This is a genomic window from Methylobacterium aquaticum (assembly GCF_001043915.1).
Lineage (GTDB): Bacteria > Pseudomonadota > Alphaproteobacteria > Rhizobiales > Beijerinckiaceae > Methylobacterium > Methylobacterium aquaticum.
This window is the reverse complement of record NZ_LABX01000065.1, coordinates 1-22421: the sequence shown is the minus strand read 5'-3', so window position 1 is coordinate 22421 and position 22421 is coordinate 1. Positions and strand designations below refer to the sequence as shown.

Annotated in this window: 25 protein-coding genes; 12 read left to right on the top strand and 13 right to left on the bottom strand. The window is 70.4% G+C overall.

Annotated elements, in window-relative coordinates:
- Window positions 1-206: 206 nt before the first annotated feature.
- On the bottom strand, window positions 207-929 hold the full coding sequence (locus tag VP06_RS09150) for a CBS domain-containing protein (RefSeq protein WP_048463475.1): 723 nt from the start codon (window positions 927-929) through the stop codon (window positions 207-209).
- A 260-nt stretch (window positions 930-1189) separates the two neighbouring features.
- Between VP06_RS09150 and VP06_RS38715 the strand changes: the two genes are divergently transcribed.
- The gene (locus VP06_RS38715) at window positions 1190-1831 is read left to right on the top strand and encodes a hypothetical protein (protein ID WP_048463474.1); all 642 of its coding nucleotides are present in this window, start codon (window positions 1190-1192) and stop codon (window positions 1829-1831) included.
- A gap of 117 nt (window positions 1832-1948) precedes the next feature.
- Entirely contained in the window at window positions 1949-2320 is a 372-nt protein-coding gene (locus VP06_RS09140) for a cell wall-binding protein (RefSeq protein ID WP_245291113.1), read from the top strand.
- Between the two features lie 370 nt (window positions 2321-2690).
- Here VP06_RS09140 and VP06_RS09135 read toward each other — a convergent pair whose 3' ends face one another.
- Genes VP06_RS09135 through VP06_RS09125 form a run of 4 tightly spaced genes read right to left on the bottom strand, consistent with a single transcriptional unit; the run spans window position 2691 to window position 5298 of the window.
- Window positions 2691-3107: a RidA family protein gene (locus VP06_RS09135; RefSeq protein ID WP_048463473.1), complete on the bottom strand. Its 417-nt coding sequence runs from the start codon at window positions 3105-3107 to the stop codon at window positions 2691-2693.
- Entirely contained in the window at window positions 3104-3379 is a 276-nt protein-coding gene (locus VP06_RS34690; protein WP_082167288.1) for a hotdog domain-containing protein, read from the bottom strand. The genes VP06_RS09135 and VP06_RS34690 overlap by 4 nt, the downstream gene beginning before the upstream one ends.
- Before the next feature lie 9 nt (window positions 3380-3388).
- On the bottom strand, window positions 3389-3589 hold the full coding sequence (locus VP06_RS34685) for an acyl-CoA thioesterase (RefSeq protein ID WP_053081616.1): 201 nt from the start codon (window positions 3587-3589) through the stop codon (window positions 3389-3391).
- Entirely contained in the window at window positions 3586-5298 is a 1713-nt protein-coding gene (locus VP06_RS09125) for a benzoate-CoA ligase family protein (protein WP_082167287.1), read from the bottom strand. The genes VP06_RS34685 and VP06_RS09125 overlap by 4 nt, the downstream gene beginning before the upstream one ends.
- Before the next feature lie 133 nt (window positions 5299-5431).
- On the opposite strand from VP06_RS09125, the gene VP06_RS09120 reads away from it, so the two are divergent.
- Both VP06_RS09120 and VP06_RS09115 read left to right on the top strand, forming a co-directional pair.
- Window positions 5432-7774, top strand: coding sequence for a bifunctional salicylyl-CoA 5-hydroxylase/oxidoreductase (locus VP06_RS09120; RefSeq protein ID WP_048463528.1), 2343 nt, complete (start codon window positions 5432-5434; stop codon window positions 7772-7774).
- Window positions 7775-7851: 77 nt separating this feature from the next.
- Window positions 7852-8373 carry a MarR family winged helix-turn-helix transcriptional regulator gene (locus VP06_RS09115; RefSeq protein ID WP_342586809.1) on the top strand — a complete coding sequence of 174 codons (522 nt, stop codon included), beginning with the start codon at window positions 7852-7854 and terminating at the stop codon, window positions 8371-8373.
- 133 nt (window positions 8374-8506) lie between these two features.
- On the opposite strand, the gene VP06_RS09110 is transcribed toward VP06_RS09115, so the two are convergent.
- On the bottom strand, window positions 8507-8884 hold the full coding sequence (locus VP06_RS09110) for an acyl-CoA thioesterase (RefSeq protein WP_048463471.1): 378 nt from the start codon (window positions 8882-8884) through the stop codon (window positions 8507-8509).
- A gap of 187 nt (window positions 8885-9071) precedes the next feature.
- Between VP06_RS09110 and attM the strand changes: the two genes are divergently transcribed.
- From attM to VP06_RS09085, 5 genes are all read left to right on the top strand, one after another.
- The gene (gene attM, locus VP06_RS09105; RefSeq protein WP_048463470.1) at window positions 9072-9857 is read left to right on the top strand and encodes an AttM family quorum-quenching N-acyl homoserine lactonase; all 786 of its coding nucleotides are present in this window, start codon (window positions 9072-9074) and stop codon (window positions 9855-9857) included.
- 22 nt (window positions 9858-9879) lie between these two features.
- Window positions 9880-10725 (top strand): fumarylacetoacetate hydrolase family protein, encoded by an 846-nt coding sequence (locus VP06_RS09100; protein WP_048463469.1) that lies wholly within the window; start codon window positions 9880-9882, stop codon window positions 10723-10725.
- A 1-nt stretch (window position 10726) separates the two neighbouring features.
- Window positions 10727-11512, top strand: a complete 786-nt coding sequence (locus VP06_RS09095) for an SDR family NAD(P)-dependent oxidoreductase (RefSeq protein WP_048463468.1) — start codon at window positions 10727-10729, stop codon at window positions 11510-11512.
- A gap of 130 nt (window positions 11513-11642) precedes the next feature.
- On the top strand, window positions 11643-12074 hold the full coding sequence (locus VP06_RS09090; protein WP_048463467.1) for a cupin domain-containing protein: 432 nt from the start codon (window positions 11643-11645) through the stop codon (window positions 12072-12074).
- A 2-nt stretch (window positions 12075-12076) separates the two neighbouring features.
- Complete coding sequence (locus tag VP06_RS09085; protein ID WP_048463466.1) at window positions 12077-12838, top strand: SDR family NAD(P)-dependent oxidoreductase; 762 nt, start codon at window positions 12077-12079, stop codon at window positions 12836-12838.
- Between the two features lie 144 nt (window positions 12839-12982).
- Here the strand turns inward: VP06_RS09085 and VP06_RS09080 are convergent, their stop codons facing one another.
- From VP06_RS09080 to biuH, 3 genes are all read right to left on the bottom strand, one after another.
- Complete coding sequence (locus VP06_RS09080; protein WP_048463465.1) at window positions 12983-13918, bottom strand: acetamidase/formamidase family protein; 936 nt, start codon at window positions 13916-13918, stop codon at window positions 12983-12985.
- 256 nt (window positions 13919-14174) lie between these two features.
- On the bottom strand, window positions 14175-15701 hold the full coding sequence (locus VP06_RS09075) for an ABC transporter ATP-binding protein (RefSeq protein ID WP_048463464.1): 1527 nt from the start codon (window positions 15699-15701) through the stop codon (window positions 14175-14177).
- Entirely contained in the window at window positions 15701-16429 is a 729-nt protein-coding gene (biuH, locus tag VP06_RS09070; RefSeq protein ID WP_048463463.1) for a biuret amidohydrolase, read from the bottom strand. The genes VP06_RS09075 and biuH overlap by 1 nt, the downstream gene beginning before the upstream one ends.
- An 18-nt stretch (window positions 16430-16447) precedes the next feature.
- Here biuH and VP06_RS09065 point away from each other — a divergent pair, with 18 nt between their 5' ends.
- Both VP06_RS09065 and VP06_RS09060 read left to right on the top strand, forming a co-directional pair.
- Window positions 16448-16798 (top strand): BrnT family toxin, encoded by a 351-nt coding sequence (locus VP06_RS09065; protein WP_245291111.1) that lies wholly within the window; start codon window positions 16448-16450, stop codon window positions 16796-16798.
- A complete protein-coding gene (locus tag VP06_RS09060) occupies window positions 16767-17084 on the top strand; it encodes a BrnA antitoxin family protein (protein ID WP_048463462.1) in 318 nt (105 codons plus the stop codon). The genes VP06_RS09065 and VP06_RS09060 overlap by 32 nt, the downstream gene beginning before the upstream one ends.
- Window positions 17085-17092: 8 nt before the next feature.
- Here VP06_RS09060 and VP06_RS09055 read toward each other — a convergent pair whose 3' ends face one another.
- From VP06_RS09055 to VP06_RS09040, 4 genes are all read right to left on the bottom strand, one after another.
- A complete protein-coding gene (locus tag VP06_RS09055; protein ID WP_048463461.1) occupies window positions 17093-18121 on the bottom strand; it encodes a formamidase in 1029 nt (342 codons plus the stop codon).
- Window positions 18122-18257: 136 nt separating this feature from the next.
- Window positions 18258-19181, bottom strand: a complete 924-nt coding sequence (locus VP06_RS09050) for an ABC transporter permease (protein WP_048463460.1) — start codon at window positions 19179-19181, stop codon at window positions 18258-18260.
- Window positions 19182-19191: 10 nt separating this feature from the next.
- Complete coding sequence (locus VP06_RS09045) at window positions 19192-20304, bottom strand: ABC transporter permease (RefSeq protein ID WP_245291115.1); 1113 nt, start codon at window positions 20302-20304, stop codon at window positions 19192-19194.
- Between the two features lie 338 nt (window positions 20305-20642).
- On the bottom strand, window positions 20643-21746 hold the full coding sequence (locus VP06_RS09040) for a BMP family ABC transporter substrate-binding protein (RefSeq protein ID WP_048463526.1): 1104 nt from the start codon (window positions 21744-21746) through the stop codon (window positions 20643-20645).
- Between the two features lie 454 nt (window positions 21747-22200).
- Between VP06_RS09040 and VP06_RS09035 the strand changes: the two genes are divergently transcribed.
- Window positions 22201-22421 (top strand): GntR family transcriptional regulator (locus VP06_RS09035; RefSeq protein ID WP_048463458.1); only part of this gene is annotated, 221 nt, incomplete at its 3' end.

The following is a 22421-nucleotide window of genomic DNA, read 5'->3' as shown; positions in this document are numbered from 1 at the left end:
ACGCGCCGGATCTTGCGCTCAGTGGGGAGCAACCGCTGGAGTTCGCGGCCGACCCTTCTGGCCAGGGCGAGACGCTCGGACACTTTAGACACCGATGGATGGCGAGGTCCAATCCCTCGACCGCAGAAGAAAACCCGGTCCCGGGTTGCCCATCGGGGAGGCCGGCCAAGGAGGCCGGCCAAGCCGGAGAGAGACGCCCGCCGCTCTCAGAGCATGAGCGGGTCGGCGCCCCAGGAGGCGACGAAGGTGTGGTCGCGCACGGCGACGACGCCCGGGATCGTCTCGGCCGCGGTCACCAGCGCCCGGGACTCCGCCTCGTTCGTCACCGTGCCCCAGAGATGGACGACGCCGTCGAGCACCGTGACGCTGCCTGCGCCCTTGTCGGTCCAGGGCTGGCGGGCAAGCTCGGCCAGGAGCATGTCGCGGATCCGCCGGTCACTGAGACGCCCGTCCCCGGCCATGACGGGGGAGGCCGGGGTCAGGGTCGCGAGCGCCCGCACGAGGTCGCCGCGGGTCACGATGCCGATGAGCCGCTCGCTCCCGTCGGGCCCCTGCTCGACGATCGGCACGCGGCGGATGTGCCGGCGCTCCATCAGCTCGACGATCTCGGCGAGCGGCGCGTCGGGTCCCGCCGTGACGACCGCGCGCGCCATCACGTCCCGCGCGAGTTGGCCATGGGCGCTCCGATAGGCATTTGCCAGCGTCTCGATCGACGCGAAGGCATCGAGCCAGCGGTTGCGGCGCCGTTCGGTTCCGAGTTCCTCCCGGTGAAGCAGGTCGGCCTCGCTCACGATGCCGACGAGGCGCCCGTCCTCCGTCACCGGAACGGCGCCGAAGCGCTTCTCGACCAGCAACCGGGCAATCGCCCCAAGGCTGGTCTCCGGGGTCACCGTGACGACGTCGCGGTGCATGATGTCGCGTGCCAGCATGACATCCCTCCATTGAGCTACAGGAGGATCGTGGCTCCGGCGCCGGCCTCCGGCATTGATCCCGCGCAAGGCAGGGACCGCCTCACCTGGCTCCGGCCCGTGCTTGATCCAGCGCAGGGCCCTACGGCGGCGTTCTGCGCCTGTGGACCGGAGTCGGACGGAGCGGCGGACGATTGTGGAAAGCTCTTTGCCGGAGTTTTTGGCGGAGTCTTTCGCCGCGTTCTCGGCGCGATCGTCGGCGGCCGGGCGGCGCGTGCGGGATGGACGGCGATCTGGCGCGGCGGGTTCAAGGCCCTGCCGCTTCTCGGCCTCCGTGCCGGATCGCCACCCAGTTCCTCGATCATGCGGAGGCCGCCGCCCTGGCCTGGAGCGTGGCGGTCCTTGCCGTCTTGGTGGTCCAGATGGCGACGAGCCTTCTCCGGGGTGAGGTCGGACTCGACCTCGTCGTGCTCCTGTCGATGGTCGGGACGCTCGCCCTGTCGCAGCCGCTCGCCGGTGCGGTGATCGCGCAGATGGTTGCCGGCGGCCAGTCGCTCGAGGGTTTTGCGGCCAAGCGGGCAGACCGGGCGATGGCGGCCCTGGTCGCGCGCCAGCCACGTATCGCGCTTCTGGTGGGGCAGGGCGACGGGGAAGCGGGCGGGGGCGCGAAGTCCCGCTCGCGGTCCCGGCACCGGGCACGGATCACGCACCCGCATTACCCAAGGTCATATGACGGCCAGGTCCTGGACCCGCTCGACGTCGGCCCGGGGCCGCGGGCCGCGCTGGACCGGCCATGCTACAGCGGCAAGGCCCTCCGCCTTGGCGGAGCGAGCCCCGGCGGCCCGAAAGGCCAGGCGGGGTGGTGTCGTGTCCGCACGATGCAGCCGATTCGCAACGCGGTTCGGGTCCACCATGGCAGATAAGGGTTAGCCGTTCGCCAATGGTTGCGTCCGGTTCCAGTGCCATGCCGGTGTCGAGGTTGTCGCCTCCCCGGATGGCGGCCGTTATGGTTGCCTGGAGACCTGACGGGTGGCCTGCCGATGACCCTTCGCTCCTGCTACGAGATGGCCGTGCGCGACCTGCGCGACGGCGTGGCCGAGATGCGGCGCGACGGCCTGCCCGCCGAGACGATCGCGCGGGCGGTGCATGCCGAGCGGCGGCGCCTGGCCGTCCACTTCAAGGCTTTGACGCCGGAGCCGTACCGGACCCGCATCGTCGAGCGCACGATCCAGGTCTATGGCGACGCCCAGGGTCCGTCGATCGCGTTCCTGCGGGCGAGGGGGAAGTCATGGGAGGCGATCATCGAGAGCGCGACGCGCCCGGGCCCCCCGGTCGGCCTGACCCGGGATGAAGCAGAGTTGTCCGGGGAAGGCGAGGTGCGGGAAATCCCGTTCTCCACGGGCGACGGCTGATATGGCTTCGCTGACCGTGCCCGGGTCCCAGCGGCGCGAGGTCTTGCCGCCACGCGCGATCACCTTGAACGGCGTCTCGGTCTGCGTCACAGCCCATCCCGCAACGCAGCGCTGGACGGCGACGGGATTGCGCGCCGCGACAAGGTCGCCGAGATGATCGTGGATCGGCATGCCGTTCCGGCACGGGAGGACGCGGCGCAGACGGGCGAGCGTCGTGTGGCCGAGCCGCCCTGTCGTGTGCCGGGTTGGGATGTGATTGGGCGCTGCTCTCAGCAGATTTCGCCGAAGCGGTCACCGGTTCGGCGATAAAAATCTGCGACAAAACAAGAACCTAAGCAGGCGAAGCGTCGGCCGACCACCGCACGTCTGCTTAGTCCGGGATCACCGCTGTCGCCTCGATCTCGACCAGCGCCGGCGGCTCGACCAGCCGCACGACCTGTACCAGGGCCATGGCGGGGAAGTGCGTGCCGAACACCGCCCGATAGACCCCGCCGAGGTCACGGCGCGCCTCCAGGTAGGCATCCATGTCGGTGACGTACCAGGTCAGGCGCACGAGGTGGTGCGGCTCGGCACCGGCCTCGGCCAGGATCGCCCGGATGTTGAGGAGCGCCTGACGCACCTGGGCGACGAGCCCGTCCGGGAAAACCTCCCGCTCGTCCCAGCCGACCACGCCGCCGGTGACGACGAGGCGGCCGCTCGCCGCCATGCCGTTGGCGTAGCCCCGGGGCGCCGGCCAGCCGGCGGGTTGCAGGCGGGCGGCGGGCCGGCTCGCGGTCAGGATGCTCATGGGATGTCTCCGAGGTGCGAATGGGCGTCGCGGTAGCGGATCGCCGCCGCCCGCAGGTCGTCGGGCAGGGGCACCGCGTGGCGCTCCGCGAGGGAGGTGGTGACGATGACGAGGCGGGCGGCGAAGACCGGTTCCGCCCCGCGGAAGGCCGACAGGGCGAGGGCGAGGGAGGCCCCGCCGACGCGGGTGACGCGCACGACCACGTCGAGCCGGTCGCCCCAGAAGCCCGGCCGGGCGAAATCCGCCTCCGCATGGGCGTAGCCGAGGCCGATGCCGCGCGCCTAGTGGAAGCCGCGATAGTCGAGGCCGAGGCTCTCGGCGAACCAGTCCTCCACCACGTCGTTCATCAGGTCGAACCAGCGCGGGAAGTAGACGATCCCGGCCGGGTCGCAGTGCGAGAAGCGCACCCTGACGGGGGCGGAGAAGAGGCCCTCCAGGGCCGCCCGGTCCGGCGGCGTCGAGCGGGACGTCCCGGCGCTCATGCGGAGGCCGCCAGCCGAACCGGCATCGCAGCCTCGGCGGCGCGGCGGCGCAGCGCGAACCGCTGGATCTTGCCCGAGGCGGTCTTCGGCAGGGCCGCGACGAACTCGATCGCCCGCGGATACTTGTAGGGGGCGATCTCGGCCTTGACGAAATCCTGGAGCGCCTTGGCGAAGGCGGCGTCGGCCGTCACGCCGGGCTGCGTGACCACGTAGGCCTTGACGATGGTGCCCCGTTCCGGGTCCGGTGCCCCGACGACCCCGCATTCGAGGATGGCCGGATGACGCAGGAGCGCCGCCTCCACCTCCGGCCCCGCGATGTTGTAGCCGGAGGCGACGATCATGTCGTCGGAGCGGGCCTGGTACCAGAAATACCCGTCCTCATCCATGAGGTAGCTGTCGCCCGGATAGTTCCAGCCGTCGACGACGTAAGCGCCCTGGCGCGGATCGGCGAGGTAGCGGCAGCCGGTCGGCCCGCGCACGGCGAGGCGCCCGACCGTGCCGGGGGGCACCTCGCGCCCCTGCGCATCGACCACCCTGGCCTCGTAGCCCGTCACCGGCCGGCCGGTCGCGCCGGGGCGGACCTCCTCCTCCGGCGAGGCGATGTAGATGTGCAGCATCTCGGTCCCGCCGATCCCGTCGAGCAGGGTGAGGCCGGTGGCGGCCTTCCACGCCTCGAAGGTGGCGCGGTTCAACGCTTCGCCGGCCGAGATGCAGCGGCGCAGCGACGACAGGTCGTAACTCGCGAACTTGGCCAGCATCGCCCGGTAGGCGGTGGGCGCGGTGAAGCAGATCGTCGCCCGCTCGCGCCCGATCGCCTGGGCGAGGTCGTCCGGGCCGGCCTTCTCCAGCACCACCGCCGAGCCGCCGACCCGCATCGGGAACAGGATGATGGCAAGGCCGAAGGTGAAGGCGAAGGGCGCCGAGCCGATGAAGCGGTCGTCGGGGCCGGCCCGCACGACATGGCGCGCATAGGTGTCGCAGATCGCCAGCATGTCGCGGTGGACGTGCATCGCCCCCTTCGGCTCGCCGGTCGTGCCCGAGGTGAAGGCGATCAGGCAGACGTCGTCGGCGGCGGTGTCGGCGGCCGTGAAGGCCGGGCTCTCGGCCTCCATCAGCGCCTCGAGGGAGTCGGGCCCGCCGCCCCAATAGATCACGCGGTCGAGGCCGGGCGCGTGGGCGCGGGCGCCCTCCATCTCGGCCGCGAGGCGGCGGTCGCAGAGCGCGAGGCGGATCTGCGCCTTGTTGAGCGGATAGGCGATCTCGCGGGCCCGCAGCAGCGGCATCGTGGCGACCACGATGCCGCCGGCCTTCAGCACCGCCAGATAGGTCGCGACCATCATCGGGGTGTTGCCCGAGCGGAGCAGAACCCGGTTGCCCGGGCACAGGCCGAGGCGGTTCACCAGGACGTTGGCGATGCGGTTCACCCGCTCGAACAGCTGCCGGTAGGTCAGCGATTCGTGCTCGCCGATCAGGCAGAGGGCGTGGCCCCGGCCTTCCGCAATCCAGCGGTCGAGGAACGGCGTCACGCAGTTCAGGCGGCGGGGAGTGCGCAGATCCGGAAGCGCGAAGATCAGCTCGGGCCAGGTCTCGCGCGGCGGAAGGTTGTCGCGGGCGAAGGTGTCGACGGGGGTCTGGGTCTCGAACGGCTCATCCACGGTGAGGCCCTCGCATTCGATGCGGGCGGGCTTCGTTGCCCGCCATTGCTTCATGCTTAAAGCATCTTGCGATCCGCGACAAGATGCTTTAAGCATGAAGCAACACGGGCGCGGACGCCCCCGCCGCTCGACCGGGAGGGTTGTGATGGGTGACATCAGCAAGACGGGTGCCGCGGGTCGCGCGGCTCTGCGGATCGCCATCGTGGGGGCGGGGCCGGCCGGCCTGTACCTAGCGATCCTGACGAAGAAGCGCTTCCCGGAGACCCAGATCACCGTCTACGAGCGCAACCGGCCCGACGACACCTTCGGTTTCGGGGTCGTCTTCTCGGACGCGACCCTCGATATCTTCGAGCGCTACGATCCCGAGAGCTATGCCCGGATCACGGAAGAATTCGCCTACTGGGACGACATCGCCATCCACGTGAAGGGCGAGGTCCACCGGATCGGCGGCAACGGCTTCTGCGGCTGCGCCCGTTCCACCCTGCTCACCATCCTCCAGGACCGCGCCCGGGGGCTCGGCGTCGAGATGGTGTTCCAGACCGAAGCGGATCCGGAAGAGTTCGACGATCACGACCTCGTCGTCGTCGCCGACGGCATCAACAGCGCCTACCGGCAGCGCCATGCCGAACATTTCGGCACGACGGTTGACCTGCGGCCGAACCGCTTCGCCTGGATGGGCTCGACCAAGCCGCTGGACGCCTTCACCTTCCTGTTCCGGGAGACGGAGTGGGGGCCGTTCATCGCCCATGCCTACCAGTACGAGCGCGGCCGCTCGACCTGGGTGTTCGAGACCGATCCCGACACCTTCGCGCGGGCCGGCCTCGGCCTTTGCAGCGAGGCGGAGTCGGCGGCGCGCATGAAGGCGATCTTCGCCGATGTCCTCGGCGAGCACGAGATCCTGACCAACCGCTCGATCTGGCGGCAATTTCCGATGATCCGCAACGCCCGCTGGGTGCGCGGCAACAGGGTGCTGCTGGGGGACGCCAAGGCGACCGCGCATTTCTCGATCGGCTCGGGCACCAAGCTCGCCATGGAGGACGCGATCGCCCTCTACGAGGCGCTGGTGGCCGAGGCGGAGGTCCCGTCGGCGCTGACCCGGTTCGAGCGCGGGCGGCGCGAGGAGGTGGAGAAGATCCAGCACGCCGCCGACGTGTCGCTGGTCTGGTTCGAGCACGTGGCGCGCTATCTCGACTTCGAGCCGGTGCAGTTCGCCTTCGGGGCGATGACCCGCGCCAAGGCGATCACCTACGACAACCTGCGCCTGCGCGCGCCCGACTTCGTCGACCGGATGGACCGCGTCTTCGCCGAGGGCGTGCGGGCGGCCGGCTTCGACGTGTCGCTCGACACGCCCGCAGCCCCGATGTTCCAGCCCTTCCGCTTGCGCGAGATGGTGCTGCCGAACCGCGTGGCGATGGCGCCGATGTGCCTGTATTCGGCACAAGAGGGCGTGCCCGGCGATTTCCACCTCGTCCATTACGGCGCCCGGGCGATCGGCGGCCCTGGTCTCATGTTCACCGAGATGACTTGTGTCTCGCGCGACGCCCGCATCACGCCCGGCTGCACCGGGCTGTGGAACGACGCCCAGGAGGCGGCCTGGACCCGCATCGTCGATTTCGTCCACGCCAATGCGGCGACCAAGTTCTGCCTCCAGCTCGGCCATGCCGGGCGAAAGGGGGCGACCAAGCTGATGTGGGAGGGCATGGACCGGCCGTTGCCTGAGGGCGGCTGGGAGGTGATGTCGGCCTCCCCGCTGCCGTACTTCCCCGACAGCACCGTGCCGCGGGAGATGACCCGGACCGACATGGAGGCCGTCGTCGCCGACTTCGTCGCCGCCACCGAGCGGGCGGAGCGGGCGGGCTTCGACATGCTGGAACTGCACTGCGCCCACGGCTACCTGCTGGCGAGCTTCCTCTCGCCGCTGACCAACCACCGCACCGACGCCTATGGCGGGACGGTCCAGAACCGCCTGCGCTTCCCGCTCGACGTCTTCTCGGCGATGCGGGCGGCCTGGCCCGCCCACAAGCCGATGTCGGTGCGCGTCTCGGCCACCGACTGGGCCGAGGGCGGCCTGACGCCGGAGGAGTCGGTGGCGATCGCCAGCGCGTTCCGCGACGCCGGCGTCGATCTCGTCGACGTCTCGACCGGCCAGACCGTCCGGGCCTCGCGCCCGCTCTACGGCCGGATGTTCCAGACGCCGTTCGCCGAGCGGATCCGCAACGAGGCCGGCACCGCCACGATGTGCGTCGGCAACATCACGACGCCGGACCAGATCAACACCATCCTGGCGGCGGGCCGGGCCGACATCGTGGCGCTCGGCCGGCCGCACCTGGCCGATCCCGGCTTCACCTTGCGGGCCGCGGCCTGGTACGGTGCAGGCGACATCCACTGTCCGCCGCAATACGCCCCGGGCAAGGACCAGATCTTCCGCAACGCCGTGCGCGACCGGGCCGACCTGGAGGATCTCAAGATGCGCGGCCGGCCGAAGACCCGCGCCGAATTGCGTCTGCCCGCGGTGCCGGAGGCGTCGTGACCGGGAGCCCACCGGCCGGCATTTGCGTTGCCGGCCGGAATCGGGCTTATGACGCCCGGAGCGACGAGGCCGGGATCTTGCGGTTGGACGAGCGGGCGGAGGGCGATGCGGTCGTGGAGGGGCGGGACACCCGCACCTCCGTGCGGGCGTGGCTGCGCCTCCTCGCCTGCACCACCCTGATCGAGAACGAGATCCGGTCCCGGCTGCGGGAGCAGTTCGACTTCACGCTGCCGCGCTTCGACCTCCTGGCCCAGCTCGACAAGGCCGAGGACGGGCTCGTCCTCGGCGAGGCGTCGAAGCTGCTGATGGTCTCGGCCGGCAACGTCACGGCCGTCGTCGACAAGCTCCTGGCGAGTGGGTACATCACCCGCCAGCCCTCGCCGACCGACCGCCGCGCGCAGATCATCCGCCTGACCCATGCGGGCCGGGCGGCCTTCCGCACCATGGCGGAGGCGCATAACGGCTGGGTCGAGGAGCTGTTCGCCGGCCTCTCCGATGCCGAGATCGCCGGACTGACCGACCATCTCGCCCGGCTCAAGCGCTCGGCGCAGAGCCACATCGAGCCCCGCGAGCCGTCCCGGCGGCGGGGGCGGGATTGAGCGTTCTGCGAGGCATCCACCACTCGTGACCACCCACCATCCGTGTCCGGACCGCGCAGCGGAGAACTGGACATGGACGGTGGGTGGGGCGTCTTCGGGGGCGCTCGGATCAGCCTAGCACCCGTTCCGCACCTCACGGCACCGGCCGGGTCCGGCCCTCGCCGTCGAGCGCCACGGAGACGAACAGCGCCTCCACCACCCGCCGCGTCTCGCCGCCGCCCGGCGGCGCCGCATGTCCGTCGAGCTTGAGCCGCATCGAGCTGCGGCCGACCGCTTCGACCTGGCCGTAGATCGAGAACTCCTCGCCGACCCTGAGGGCGGTGACGAAGCGCAGGTTCTCCACCGCGACGGTGGCGCAGGGACCTTGCGCCCGGCGCATCCCCAGCAATCCGGCAGCCTTGTCCAGCTCGGCCATGATCCAGCCGCCGAAGACGCCGCCATTCAGGTTCGCCTCGGAGGGCAGGGTCAGGGTCCGCACAAGCGGCACTGCGTCGTCGGGTGCTGCATCCATCGGTCCGTCCTCCGGTCCAGGCTCGTCCGGGTCGCCGTGACCCCGCGACAGGACCCTACGCGGACCAGCCCCTCGGGACAAGCTTCAAGCTTGAAGTTTCTCTTGACGCGAGGGCGAAACCGGCGCCCTATGGCCATGCGCTTCAAGCTTGAACTAATGGCTGGCGCCCAGATCCTGGGGAGGAACCATGTCCGACATCCGCCTGTATCTCTTCCAGACCGGCACCCTCGGCTGCCGCCACCAGGACATCTACCTGAACGAGGGGATGGGCCAGCCGTTCGAGATCCCGGTGCCGTGGTATCTGATCACCCATCCCCGCGGTCACGTCGTGATCGATGGCGGCTTCCCGGCGATCTGCGCCACCGACCCGAAGGGGCATTGGGGCCCGGTTGCCGAGGTGTTCGTGCCCCGGGTCCGCCCGGGCGAGGATTGCGCCGCCCAGATGCGCGCGGCGGGCTTCGACCCGGCCGAGGTGCGGACCGTGCTGCTGTCGCATCTCCACCTCGACCATACCGGTGCGATCGGCGCCTTCCCGAATGCCCGTCACGTCGTCCAGCGGACCGCCCTCGACTACGCCCTGTCGCCGGACTGGTTCTGCGCCGGCGCCTTCGTGCGGGCCGATTTCGACCGGCCCGGGCTGGACTGGCTCCTGCTCGACGACGCCTGGGGCGACTTCTACGATCTCTATGGCGACGGATCGATCACCTGCATCCGCTCCCCCGGCCACACGGTCGGGCACCAGTCCTTCCTGGTCCGCACCGCCCGCGGCACGACCCTGCTGGCGGTCGATGCCGCCGACACGATGGACCACTGGCACGATCGCGCTCTGCCTGGCGCCGTGACCTCGGTCACCGAGACGGTGCGGTCCGTCGCCAAGCTCCGGGCCGTCGCCGAGCGGAGCCAGGCCCGGGTGATTCCGGGCCACGATCCTGCTCTGTGGTCCACCCTGGCCCAGGCGCCCAATTTCTACTGATGCAGCCCAGCGGAGACGCGCCATGAAGCTGTTGCGATATGGAGAGCCCGGGGCGGAGCGCCCTGGCCTCCTCGATGCCGAGGGCCGCATCCGCGACCTCGGCGCCCATCTCGGCGACATTGCCGGTCCGGCTTTGTCGGACGAGAGCCTTGCGCGCCTGCGCGCCCTCGATCCGGCGGCGTTGCCGCTGGTGGCCGGCACGCCGCGGATCGGCGCCTGCGTCGGGCAGATCGGCAAGGTCATCTGCGTCGGCCTCAACTACGCCGACCACGCCGCCGAGACCGGCAAGGCGCCGCCGGCGGAGCCGGTGCTGTTCATAAAGGCGACGAGCGCGGTCTGCGGCCCGAACGACGCCGTCGAGATCCCGCGCGGCTCCGAGAAGACCGACTGGGAGGTCGAACTCGGCGTCGTCATCGGGACGAAGGCCAAGTACGTCTCGCGGGACGAGGCGTTGAGCGTCGTCGCCGGCTATTGCGTCGTCAACGATGTCTCCGAGCGCGCCTTCCAGTCCGAGCGCGGCGGGCAATGGACCAAGGGCAAGAGCGCCGACACTTTCGGCCCCCTGGGTCCCTGGCTGGTGACCCGCGACGAGGTGCCGGACCCGCAGGCCCTCGGCCTCTGGCTCGACGTCGACGGGGTCCGCCGCCAGACCGGCAGCACCGCCCGGATGATCTTCGGCGTCGCCGACATCGTCAGCTACATCAGCGGGTTCATGACGCTGCACCCGGGCGACGTCATCGCCACCGGCACGCCCCCCGGGGTCGGGCTCGGCCAGAAGCCCCCGGTCTTCCTGCGGCCCGGCCAGGTGATGCGGCTCGGCATCGACGGGCTCGGCGAGCAGCGCCAGGCCGTGATCCAGGGAGCGTGAGATGGACGCCTTCTCGGATCTTCAGGGCAAGGCCGCCATCGTCACCGGCGGCAGCCGCGGCCAGGGCGCGGCCCAGGCCCGCCTGCTGGCCCGGTCCGGCGTCGCCGTCACGATCTGCGACGTGCTGGCCGGTGAGGGCGAAGCCTACGCCGCCGAATTGCGCGACGACGGGCTGGACGTGCGCTTCCAGTCCGCCGACGTGACCGCGCCCGAGGGCTGGGACGCGCTGGTGGCCGCCGCCCTCGGCTGGCGCGGGCGCCTCGACATCCTCGTCAACAATGCCGGCATCATCAACCGCACCGGCGTGGCGGCGACGGATCTCGCCGCCTGGAACCGGGTGCTGGCCGTCAACCTCACCGGCGCCTTCCTGGGCATTCGCGCCGTCGCCCCGGCGATGCGCGCGGCGGGCGGGGGCAGCATCGTCAACATCGCGTCGAACTCGGCCTTCTCGGGCCATGCCGATCCGGCCTATACGGCGAGCAAGTGGGGCCTGCGCGGGCTCACCAAGACGGCGGCGATGGAGCTGGTCGGCGACCGGATCCGGGTCAACGCGGTCTGCCCCGGCCTCGTCGTTACCGGGCTCAACGCGGGCTCGCCCCACCTCGCCCCGATGATCGGCATGACGCCGATGGGCCGCCCGGGCGAGCCGGACGAGGTCGCGCGGCTGGTGCGCTTCCTGGCCAGCGACGAGGCGAGCTTCATCACCGGCGAGGATTTCGTGATCGACGGCGGCTTCACCGCCGGCGCCGCCTATCGCCGGGTCGCGGTCGAGACCGGCCTCCTCTGACAGCCGGCCGGACGAACCATGGCCTCATCCCACCCCGCGACCTCAGGACGAGGTCGAGGGCGGGACGAAAAAACGCAAGTCCGCTCTGCCTCTCCACGTCACATCGTCAAACCTGCTCAGGAGAACAGCCATGACCGACGCCCTGAAGCCCGTCGTGACCCGCGCCGGCCAGGAGGATACCCGCACCGGCCAATCCGGCGGCGCGGTGCGTATCTCCGGCGTCAGCCCGCAGCACACCCCCGCCACGAAGATCTGGTACGGCAAGGTCTCGAACGAGCCGGGCTACCGCTCGCTGCCGCATCACCACGGCGAGGCCGAGACCGGCGGCTACGTGCTGAAGGGCAGGGGACGGATCTATTTCGGCGCCGGCTACGCCGAGTTCGTCGACATGACCGAGGGTGATTTCGTGTTCGTGCCGCCGTTCATGCCCCATGTCGAGGCCAACATGAGCACGACCGAGGAGCTGGTCTGGTTGACGTGCCGGACGCCCGAGAACATCGTGGTCAACCTCGACGACGTGCATGACGCGACGCTCGCCGACTACGTGCGCCCGGGAGCCTGACGATGACCGCGTCCTTCGCCCCCCGCCACGCCGTCGTCACCGGTGGCGCCCGCGGCATCGGCCGCGCCATCGCCGCGCGGCTGAGCCGCGACGGGATGACCGTGACGATCCTCGGCCGAAACGCCGAGGCCCTCGCCCAGGCGGTCGCCGAGGGCGCGGCCCACCACGCCGTCCCGCTCGACGTGACCGACGAGGCGGCGGTGGCCCGGGCCTTCGCGGAGATCGCCGCGCGGGCGCCGGTCGACATCCTGGTGGCGAATGCGGGGGCGGCGGAATCCGCTCCTTTCGGCCGCAGCGACGCGGCCCTGTTCCGGCGCATGCTCGACGTGAACCTGTTCGGCGCGGTCCATGCCGCGCACGCGGTCTTGCCGGGCATGACCGAACGGGGCTTTGGCCGCATCGTCGCCATCGCGTCGACCGCCGGGCAGAAGGGCTATCCTTATGTCTCGGCCTATTGCGCCGCCAAGCACGCGGTGGTCGGCCTCGTCCGGTCGCTGGCCCAGGAGACGGCGCGCCACGGCATCACCGTCAACGCGGTCTGCCCGGGCTTCACCGACACCGATATCGTCGGCGACAGCCTGGAGCGGATCATGGCGACGACCGGCCGGGACCGCGAGGCGGCTTTGGCCTCCCTGGTCCGGCACAACCCTCAGGGCCGGCTGGTGCGTCCCGACGAGGTCGCGGATGCCGTGGCCTGGCTGTGCGGGACAGGTGCAGCGGCTGTGACGGGGCAGGTCGTGACCGTGGCCGGCGGAGAGTTGTGACGCCAACCGAGACCCTGAGGGGGGCGGCAACGGCCATTCGGGGTCTCGCCTTGCCCGCGGTGAGCACCACCACTACCGGCCCGGGTCGCGGGTTCGCGGCCTTGATCGGTGCGAGCGGTGCGCATCCGCAGGCGATGTCGCATCTCACCGAACCAGATAGTCCTTGCGCAGCATGCAGTGCACGCCCTTGTGCTGGTTGACCGTCTGCGTCACCCGCAGGTCGGCGGCGATGCTGCACAGCGCATAAGCCTCGTCGCGGGTGATGCCCACCCGGGCGACCACGAGGTCGATCATGTCCCGCAAGGCCCGCTCGACGCAGCGGTCGAGGTCGGGATCGAGCCCCATCGTGACGACGTGGCTCGGCGTCTCGGCCTGGGGAGACGTCAGCCGCAGGTCCTTCCGCAGCACGAACTCGAACGTGCCGGAGAGCGCCGTCTCGATCGCCGTGACGTTGACCTCGCCGTCGCCCTGCGCGCCGTGGCCGTCGCCGCAGGAGAACAGGGCGCCCTCGACGAAGACCGGCAGATAGAGTGTGCTGCCGGCCGTCAGCTCCTTGTTGTCGAGGTTGCCGCCGAACGCCCGCGGGATGATCGAGGTGCAGCGTCCCCATTCCGGCGGCGGCGCCACCGCCATCACGCCGAAGAACGGCGAGAGCGGGATGTCGAGGCCCCAGGGCATCCGGCCGGTCAGGCGCGCCCGGTCGAGGGGGATGGTCATCTGGTGGAAGACGGGGAAATCGTCCGGCAGGGTGCCGGCGAGCGGCCGGTGGCGGTTGAAGCCCCAATCCTGGCGGAGAGAGACGTCGAGGATCCGCACCTCCAGCACGTCGCCGGGCCTTGCGCCCTCGATCGCCACCGGCCCGGTCAGGATGTGGCCTTGCGGGATGCCGGTCTCGGCGGCGTGGATCGCCAGCAGCTCCGGGGGGACGTGAAAGCCCGCCGGCGGCAGGGCGTCGGGCCCGCCAGAGACCGTCTCGATCGTGACCCGCTCGCCGCTGCGGATCGTCAGGACCGGCGGGGTGCCGGCATCGAGATAGCCCCAGCGGCAGGTCTCGGGCGAGGCGGACAGGCGATGCGTCATGCGGCGTGATCCGGGAGCGGCAGGGGAGGGCGGCCCTGGCAGCATCGCCCGCGACCGGGGCCGCGTCGAGGGCCACGGCGCTCTCGTCGTGCCGAAGGGAGCGTGGATCCGCGTCCTCCGGCCCCGCGTCTCATACCAACGGTCGTTGGAAACGACCTTTGGTGCCGTTCGCGAATTTTCGCCAAGCCTCTGGCTTGGCATCGAAAATTTGAGATGGTTCATCGGCCCGATGCGTCAGCATCTTGGGCCGATGGTATCAATGGTGCCCGGCCATGTGCCGGCCGATCGTGCCGATCTCGGCCTCGGCCGCCGCCGTCTCGTAGACGAGGCGGCCCTCCGACATCACCAGGATGCGATCCGACAATTCCAGGATCTCGTCGAGATCCTCGCTGATCAGCAGCACCGCGGTGCCGCCGTTGCGCGCCGCCACGATGAGCGAGCGGATGTCGGACACGGCCGCGAAGTCGAGGCCGAAGCAGGGATTGACCACGATCAGGAGATCGACCGGATCGGTCAGCTCGCGGGCGAGCACGGCGCGCTGCACGTTGCCGCCCGAGAGCGTGGCGATCGGCGCCTCGGCGGAGGCGGTCTTCACCCCGAAGCGGGCGATGAGGTCGTTGGCGCGCCGCCGGAGCGCAGCCTTGTCGAGCCAGATCGCCGTGCGCCCGTCGGCGCCGTCGCCGCGCCGGTCGAAGGCGCGAAAGCCGATATTCTCGGCCACCGACATCTGGGGCGCGCAGGCATTGCGCAGGGGCTCCTCGGGGATGAACCGGACCCGGCGGCTCCGGCTCTCGGCCCGGCTCCCCCCATAGGGCAGGCCCGCCACCGCGACGCGGCCGCCGGTGGCGCGGATCTGGCCGCCGAGCACGTCGGCCAGCTCCTTCTGGCCGTTGCCGGAGACGCCCGCGATCCCGACGATCTCCCGGGCCCGGACGCTCAAGGAGTCGATCGCGATCCGGCGCAGGCCCGACGGGTCGGTGGCGGTGACGCCGTCGAGATGCAGCACGATGCGGTCGGGATCCGGCGCGCCGGACCGGGCCGCGACCGTGCGGACCCGGCGCTCGCCCATCATCATCGCCGCCATGTCGTCGCGCGAGACCGTCCCGACCGCGCCGCCGCCGGCGAGCTTGCCGCGGCGCAGCACGCTGAAGGAGCGGGCGAAGGTCTCGACCTCGCGGAACTTGTGGCTGATCATCAGCACGGTCAGCGCCCCGGCATCGGTCATGCCGCGGAGCAGGCCCAGCACCTCCTCGGCCTCGGCCGGGGTGAGCACCGAGGTCGGCTCGTCGAGGATCAGGAAGCGCGCCTTGAGGTAGAGCTGCTTGACGATTTCGAGCTTCTGCTTCTCGCCCGCCGAGAGCGTGGCCACCGGCCGGTCGAGATCGAGGCGGAACGGCATCCCGGCCATGAAGGCGGCGAGCGCCGCCCGCTCCCTGGACCAGTCGATGAGGCGCGGCACGTCGGCCCGGGCGATCACCAGGTTCTCGGCCCCGGTGAGCGAAGGCACCAGCGTGAAATGCTGGTAGACCATGCCGAGTCCCTGGGCCTGCGCCGCCTTCGGACCGGCGATCTCGCCCTCGCGGCCGTCGACCAGCAGGCTGCCGCTCGTCGGGGCGTAGAAGCCCATGACGCATTTCACCAGGGTCGACTTGCCGGCCCCGTTCTCGCCCAGCAGGGCATGGAAGCCGCCGGCCTCGATCTTGATCGAGACGTCGTCGAGGGCCGCGAAGGCGCCGAAGCGCTTCGTCATGCCGATGGTTTCGATCGACAGCGCGGCGCCCATCAGCCGATCGTCTCCGAGATCGCGCGCAGAATCGCCGCCGAGGAGGCGACCGCGCCGAACACCCCGCCCTGCATCGTCACCATCTTCAGCGCCGCCTCGTGATTGCCGGGATCGGTCGCGGCGGTCGCGTCCGAGACGATGACACATTCGAAGCCGCGGTCGTTGGCCTCGCGCATCGTGGTGTGGACGCAGACATCCGTGGTGATCCCGGTGAGGATCAGGTTGCGGATGCCGCGCTGGATCAGGATCAGCTCCAGGTCCGTGGCGCAGAACGAGCCCTTGCCGGGCTTGTCGATCACCGGCTCGCCGGGGCGCGGCGCCAGTTCCGGGATGATCTCCCAGCCGGGCTCGCCCCGCACCAGCACCCGGCCGCAGGGGCCCGGATCGCCGATGCCGGCGCCGATCCGGCGCGAGCGCCAGCGCTTGTTCGCCGGCAGGTCGGCAAGGTCAGGCCGGTGCCCCTCGCGGGTGTGGATGACGAGGTAGCCCTTCGCCCGCGCCGCATCCAGCAGCCGGCCGATCGGCCCGATCGGGGCGCGGGTGAGGCTCAGGTCGTACCCCATGGCGTCGACGTAGCCGCCCTCGCCGCAGAAATCGGTCTGCATGTCGATGATGACGAGGGCGGTGGTGTGCGGCGAGAGGCTGCCGTCGAAGGGCCAGGGATAGGGCTCGGCGGCGACGAAGAGCCCAGTGGGAGCCGCATCGGTGGTGACCGTGGCCATGCTCATGCGCCCTCCGCGCTGCTGGTGTCGGGACGGTTTTGTAGTAACATCACGGGCGTCACGATCCGCTTCGAATGGGATCCGGCCAAGGCCGCATCGAATCTGCGAAAGCACGGCGTGAGCTTCGAGGAAGCGGCCCGCGTGTTCAGCGACCCGTTCGCCCTCACCCAAGCCGATCGCGTCGAGGGCGGGGAGTTGCGCTGGCTCACGATCGGCCGGGTTGGATCGGCCGTGCTGCTGGCCGTGGCGCATGCCGACCGCGAGGAGGACGACAATGGCGGGACGATCGAGATCATCCGTATCATCTCGGCACGGTTTGCCGGGCGGGTCGAGCGACGGCGATATGCGAACGAAGCCCACGAGCGTCACGATTGATGCAGCCGACCTGCCGCCGCTCACGGCGGAGCAGACGGCCCGGCTCGAAGCCATGGCGGCGCGGCCTGACGACGAGATCGACTACAGCGAGATCCCTCCGCTCTCGGATGCGTTCTGGGCCCATGCGGTGCGAGGCCGATATGATCGGCCGACCAAGACCTCGACGACGGTGCGGATCGATTCCGACGTACTGGCCTGGCTGCGTGCACAAGGTCGCGGCTACCAGACCCGCATCAATGCGATCCTGCGCCGCGAGATGCTGGCGGCGCTCAAGCGGGAGGAGTGACGCCCCGCTCACTCCGCCGCCTCCTTCGCACCCGGCGTCGCCCCGGGCCGGTAGGTCCGCGTCGGCGCCGGGATCCCGCAGGAGGTGCCGTCGGTGATCCTCACCTCCGCCTCCCAGGGCAGCCGGTAGCGGCCGGCGGCGAGGTCGTGCATGTAGGTGTAGGGGCAGTCGCCGGCGCCGCCCGTCACGGCCGAATACCCGCGGTGGCCGAGCTGGTAGATGTTGTTCTCGACGCCCCAGTGCCGGCGGGCCTCGCGGACCAGATCGGGCCGGACCTCGGCGGTGATGATCTCGTCGGGCCGCCCGGAGGTGCCGTGGGCGATGATCGTGCCGTCGAAGTTGACGATCATGCCCTCGCCCATCGAGTCGAAGGTGCCGTCCGATCCGCACATGCAGACATTGGCGGTCACCATCAGGTTGCAGAAGGCGTTGGACTGGTTGGTGAAGCGCCAGGCGTCGCGGATCGGCGCGGTGTAGCCGGCGGTGCGGAGCATGATCTCGGCGCCCTTGTAGGCGCATTCCCGCGCCATCTCGGGGAACATGCCGTCGTGGCAGATGATGAGGGCGAGCTTGGCGCCCTTCGGCCCGTCGATCACCGGGATGCCGAGATCACCCGGCTCCCACGGCTCGACCGGCACCCAGGGGTGCATCTTGCGATAGTAAAGCCGCAACTCGCCCGTCTCGTCGATGATGAGGCCGACATTGTAGGGATTGCCCTCGGGGTTGAACTCCATGATGGAGAAGCAGCCCCAGATCCGGTTGTCGCGGCAGGCTTGTTTGAAGGCCGCGACCTCCGGCCCTTCGAGGCTGCACAGGATCGCCGGATTGGTGTCCATCGACAGGCCGTGCAGGGCGTATTCGGGGAAGACCACGAGGTCCATCCCGGCGAGGTTCGCCCGCGCCTTCCCCACCATCGCGACGATGCGGGCGGTCTGGGCCGCCAGGTCCTGCTGCGTGACGACGACCGGCAATTGCAGCTGCACGAGGCCGATGACGACGCCGTCCGGCGCCTTGTTCAATCCGCCGAGGCCGTTCATGCGCGACTCCTTTTTCCCTTCGCGCTCCCGCATCGCCTGGGCGATTCAGGAGCGTTCGGCGCATCGGCGCCGGCGCCCGTTCGGGCTTGCCCGGCGGTCTCGAACGGCTTCGTTCGAGACCGCCGGGGACGTGCATTCAACGCGACAGGCCGAGTTCGCCCGGAGCCCCTGCCAGCGCCCGGTCGGGCGAGGAGGTGGCGACGAGGAGCCCGAGGGTGAGGACGTAGGGCGCGGCGTAGAACAGGTAGTAGCCCGAGGAGACGCCGACCGATTGCAGGGCGGGGCCGAGTGCGCCGGCACCGCCGAACAGGAGCGCCGCGCCGAAGCAGGCCAGCGGATTCCAGCGGGCGAAGATCACCAGCGCCACCGCCATCAGCCCCTGGCCCGACGAGATGCCCTCGTTCCACGAGCCCGGATAGTACAGCGACAGGTAGGCGCCGCCGATGCCCGCGAGCACGCCCCCGGCCATGGTGGCGAGCACCCGCACCCGCGTGACGTCGTAGCCCATGGCCCGGGCCGCCTCGGCGCTGTCGCCGGCGACGCGGATCATCAGGCCCGCCTTGGTGTGGCGGAACGCCCACCACAGGGCGACGCTCAAGGCCGCACCGGCGAGGAACAGCACGTTGACCCGCAACGCCGCCTGGACCTGCGGCAGATCCGACCAGAAGCCGAATGGAATCGCCGGCAGCGGCGGCGCCGAGGGCTGGATGAAGGGCTTGCCGAAGAAGAAGGCGACGCCGACCCCGAACAGCATCAGGGCGATGCCGACCGCCACGTCGTTGACCCGCGGCAGCGAGCAGATCACCCCGTGCAGGAGGCCGAAGCCCGCGCCGGCAAGACCCGCCGCCGCGACGCCGGCCCAGGGTGAGCCGGTCACCACGGCCGTGGCGTAGGCCGCCATCGCGCCGAAGACCAGCGTGCCTTCGAGGCCGAGATTGATGCGCCCGGCCCGCTCCGTGATCGTCTCGCCGAGGCTGACGAACAGGAACGGGGTCGAGACGCGGATGGCGCCGCCGATCACCGCGAGCGGCACCGTCCAGAGGCCGAGATCCTGGCTCATGGTATTGGGCTCATGCGGTTCGTGCCTTCGCGGATGCCCAGAGATGTGGGCTGAAGATCTTGAAGCGCCCGTAGGCGGTCTCGCCGACGAGGAGGCAGAGGAACAGAAGCCCCTCAAGCACCAGGATGGTGGCGTCGGGCAGCTGCATCCGGCGCTGGATCAGCCCGCTTGACGCCTCCAGGCCGCCGAGCGCCAGGGCCACCGGCGGAATCGCCAGCGGGTTGTGGCGGGCCAGGAACGCGATGAGGATGCCGGTGAAGCCGTAGCCGGAGGCGAGCGTCGCGTTGGCGGTGCCCTGCACGGCGGCGACCTCGAAGAACCCGGCGAGCGCCGCGCAGGCGCCGCCGAGCGCCGTGAAGCCGACCACGAGGTGGCGGACCGGCAGGCCCTGGATCTGCGCCGCCCGCACGTTGCCGCCGGCGATCCGGGCGGCGAAGCCGAGGGTCGTGCGCTCCATCAGCAGCCAGGCGAGCAGGCAGGCCAGGATGCCGGCGCCGAGGCCCCAATGCACGCCGAGGCCCGGCATCGGCCCCAGCATGTTGGCCTCGCCGACCGGCAGGGTCGAGGGCTTGTTGAGGCTCGTCGGATCGCGCAAAGGCCCCTCGATCAGATGGTTGGCGAGCGCGATGGCGATGTAGGACATCAACAGGCTGGCGATCGTCGCGTCGACGCCGCGATAGGCTTTGAGCGCGCCGACCGCGCCGATCCACGCCGCGCCCGCCAGCATCCCGGCGAGCGCCATCGCGGCGACGACCAGGGGGGCGGGCAAGCCCGAGAGCGGCGGCGCGGCCACCGCCGCCGCGAGGCCGCCGAGCACGATCGCCCCCTCGCCGCCGATCACCACCAGCCCGAGCCGGGCCGGCAGCGCGACGCAGAGCGCCGCGAACAGCAGCGGCGCGGCGCGTTGCAGGCTGTTCTGCCACGCGAAGGCCGAGCCGAAGCCGCCGCGCCAGACGAGGTCGACCAGGGCTGCCGGCGACTTGCCGAGGGCGAGGAGGAACAGGCTGAACAGGGCGAGGCCCGCCAGGACGGCACCGAGCGGGATCGCCACCGCCTCGGCGCGACAGGCGAGCCAAGCCAGCACCCGGATCGTGGGCGAGCGCTGCGTCGCGGCGACCGTCATGCCCGACGGGGCGGCATCGGCGACCATGCGGGACCTCCGGAATCAGGAACGGTGGAGCGGCATCAGCGGGCCGGGCGGCGGGTGATGTCCGCTTGATCTCGTCTGACATCAAGACTGCGCGGGGCCTCCTCCCGTGTGGGCGAGAGCAGTCGCGCTTCCTTTCTGAGAGCCGACATTTTTGTAAAGTCTCGTTCCTTCCCCTCCCCACAAGGGGGAGGGGAGGCGCGCGGTTCTCAAACGGTGAGAACGATCAGAGTGAGATGTGTAAGTGCGATAGCCGATCCGGGAGAGAGGAGTCGCACCTCGCTTTTACTCGCACGAATCAAGCGGGACTCCTATCACACCGCTCCCTTCACCCCGGCGACCAGATAGTTCGTGCCCTCGAGTTCGATCGCCTTTTCGGGCAGGCCCTTGCCGGCGGGGAGAACCTCCTTGCCGGTATTGTCCTTGAGCGGGCCCTTGATGATCTCGTAGCCGCCCTTGAGCATCTCGGCCTTGACGGCATCGGCGTTGCGCCGGGCGCCGTCGCTCACCGCCGGTCCATAGGCGCTCATCTTGACGAAGCCGTCGGCGAGGCCGCCGCGGAGGAAGTTCGGCGGGGTCCGGCCGGCCTGCACGTCGGCGATGAAGCCCTTGTAGATCGGCAGCCAGTTCCATTCGGCTCCGGTGAGGTATTTTTGGGGGGCAAGGGGCGACTGGTCGACATGGTAGCCGCACACGAAGGCGCCGCGGCGGGCCGCGGTCTCGACCGTGACCTTCGGGCTGTCGACGTGGCAGGTGATCACGTCGGCGCCGCCATCGATCAGGGCGTTGGTCGCCTCGGCCTCCTTGACCGCCAGCGACCATTCGCCGGTGAAGATCACCTGGCAGGTGATGCTCGGATCGACGCTCTGGGCGCCGAGCAGGAAGGCGTTGACGTTGTTGAGGACCTGCGGGATCGGCTTGGCCGCCACGAAGCCGATCTTCTTCGACTTGCTGGTATGGCCGGCCACGATCCCGTTCAGGTATTGCCCCTGCGCGATGTAACCAAAATAGGAGCCCGCGTTCTTCGGGTCCTTGTCGCTCCACAGGCCGCCGCAATGCCGGAATTGCACCTTCGGGTACTTCTTCGCTTCGGCGACCACGAAGGGGTTGTAATAGCCGAACGAGGTCGGAAAGAGCAGGCCGGCCCCGTCGAGATTGATCATGCTCTCCATGGTCTTCTCGACGGCGTTGGTCTCGGGGACGCGCTCCTCCTCGATCACCTCGATGCCGGGCAGGCCCTTGAGCGCCTTGGCGGCGACAGCATGGGCCTGGTTGTAGCCGTAATCGTCCTTCGGGCCGACATAGATGAAGCCGACCGTCAGGGAGCCGGCGGCCCGCGCCCGTCCGGGCAGGCCGGCAAGGCCGAGCGCCGCCGCGCCGCCGAGAAGATGCCGCCGGGTAAGATCAGTCTTCGTCACCGCTTCGCGCTCCGCCGGAGAGTCATCCGTGCTGCACGAAGAGTAGAATGCCGTGTTGCCGCGGCGAAGCATGGAATTTCGGCATCGCTCCCGCCCGGGCGCCCTCGGGAGGGCGGGGAATCCGGGGGGCCTCGCCCAACTTCGCAGCCGTGTATGCACAATTCCGCGCCAGCGCCGGTGATGCCGATGCGGGTGACCGATGTATGCAGGGGCTCGGCGATGCGGGCGGCAATCGCCGGTCGGAGCGGCGGCGGGACATGGCGTTTCGCGGATCCGCCGTGTATGCACGAGAGCCGTTGCGTGCCGTCCCGGTCCGGTGCTGGCCTGACCGGATCCTGTTCATAGGCCGGGCCCGTCTCACCGATGCGCCTCGACGGGCGAGGGTCCGCGCCGCATCCTGCCGGGTGATCCGGGAGCGGAGGGCCGTTCCATCTCGACGAGTCCGATCGCGTCCGTGTCCGTCTCGAAGACCCGCGCCGAACTCCTCTCGGAGCGGATCGCCGACGAGATCCTGGCGGGCGCCCTGCCGCCGGGGCTGCATCTCGACGAGCAGGTGCTCGCCCGGCGCTTCGGTGTGTCGCGCACGCCGGTGCGCGACGCGCTGCGCCTGCTCAGCGGGACCGGGCTGATCGACATCCGCCCACGGCTCGGGGCCACCGTCCGGACGGTGACGGC

What these genes read in the sequence shown, in the direction of transcription:
- VP06_RS38715 (WP_048463474.1), top strand. Translation starts at nt 1,190, where the DNA reads ATGGACGGCGATCTGGCGCGGCGGGTTCAAGGCCCTGCCGCTTCTCGG.
- VP06_RS09055 (WP_048463461.1), bottom strand. Translation starts at nt 18,121, where the DNA reads ATGAACGGCCTCGGCGGATTGAACAAGGCGCCGGACGGCGTCGTCATC.
- VP06_RS09045 (WP_245291115.1), bottom strand. Translation starts at nt 20,304, where the DNA reads ATGACGGTCGCCGCGACGCAGCGCTCGCCCACGATCCGGGTGCTGGCT.
- VP06_RS34685 (WP_053081616.1), bottom strand. Translation starts at nt 3,589, where the DNA reads ATGAGCGCCGGGACGTCCCGCTCGACGCCGCCGGACCGGGCGGCCCTG.
- VP06_RS09100 (WP_048463469.1), top strand. Translation starts at nt 9,880, where the DNA reads ATGAAGCTGTTGCGATATGGAGAGCCCGGGGCGGAGCGCCCTGGCCTC.
- attM (WP_048463470.1), top strand. Translation starts at nt 9,072, where the DNA reads ATGTCCGACATCCGCCTGTATCTCTTCCAGACCGGCACCCTCGGCTGC.
- VP06_RS09125 (WP_082167287.1), bottom strand. Translation starts at nt 5,298, where the DNA reads ATGAAGCAATGGCGGGCAACGAAGCCCGCCCGCATCGAATGCGAGGGC.
- biuH (WP_048463463.1), bottom strand. Translation starts at nt 16,429, where the DNA reads ATGAGCATGGCCACGGTCACCACCGATGCGGCTCCCACTGGGCTCTTC.
- VP06_RS09085 (WP_048463466.1), top strand. Translation starts at nt 12,077, where the DNA reads ATGACCGCGTCCTTCGCCCCCCGCCACGCCGTCGTCACCGGTGGCGCC.
- VP06_RS09095 (WP_048463468.1), top strand. Translation starts at nt 10,727, where the DNA reads ATGGACGCCTTCTCGGATCTTCAGGGCAAGGCCGCCATCGTCACCGGC.
- VP06_RS09110 (WP_048463471.1), bottom strand. Translation starts at nt 8,884, where the DNA reads ATGGATGCAGCACCCGACGACGCAGTGCCGCTTGTGCGGACCCTGACC.
- VP06_RS09060 (WP_048463462.1), top strand. Translation starts at nt 16,767, where the DNA reads ATGCGAACGAAGCCCACGAGCGTCACGATTGATGCAGCCGACCTGCCG.
- VP06_RS09075 (WP_048463464.1), bottom strand. Translation starts at nt 15,701, where the DNA reads ATGGGCGCCGCGCTGTCGATCGAAACCATCGGCATGACGAAGCGCTTC.
- VP06_RS09135 (WP_048463473.1), bottom strand. Translation starts at nt 3,107, where the DNA reads ATGAGCATCCTGACCGCGAGCCGGCCCGCCGCCCGCCTGCAACCCGCC.
- VP06_RS09050 (WP_048463460.1), bottom strand. Translation starts at nt 19,181, where the DNA reads ATGAGCCAGGATCTCGGCCTCTGGACGGTGCCGCTCGCGGTGATCGGC.
- VP06_RS09150 (WP_048463475.1), bottom strand. Translation starts at nt 929, where the DNA reads ATGCTGGCACGCGACATCATGCACCGCGACGTCGTCACGGTGACCCCG.
- VP06_RS09080 (WP_048463465.1), bottom strand. Translation starts at nt 13,918, where the DNA reads ATGACGCATCGCCTGTCCGCCTCGCCCGAGACCTGCCGCTGGGGCTAT.
- VP06_RS09140 (WP_245291113.1), top strand. Translation starts at nt 1,949, where the DNA reads ATGACCCTTCGCTCCTGCTACGAGATGGCCGTGCGCGACCTGCGCGAC.
- VP06_RS09090 (WP_048463467.1), top strand. Translation starts at nt 11,643, where the DNA reads ATGACCGACGCCCTGAAGCCCGTCGTGACCCGCGCCGGCCAGGAGGAT.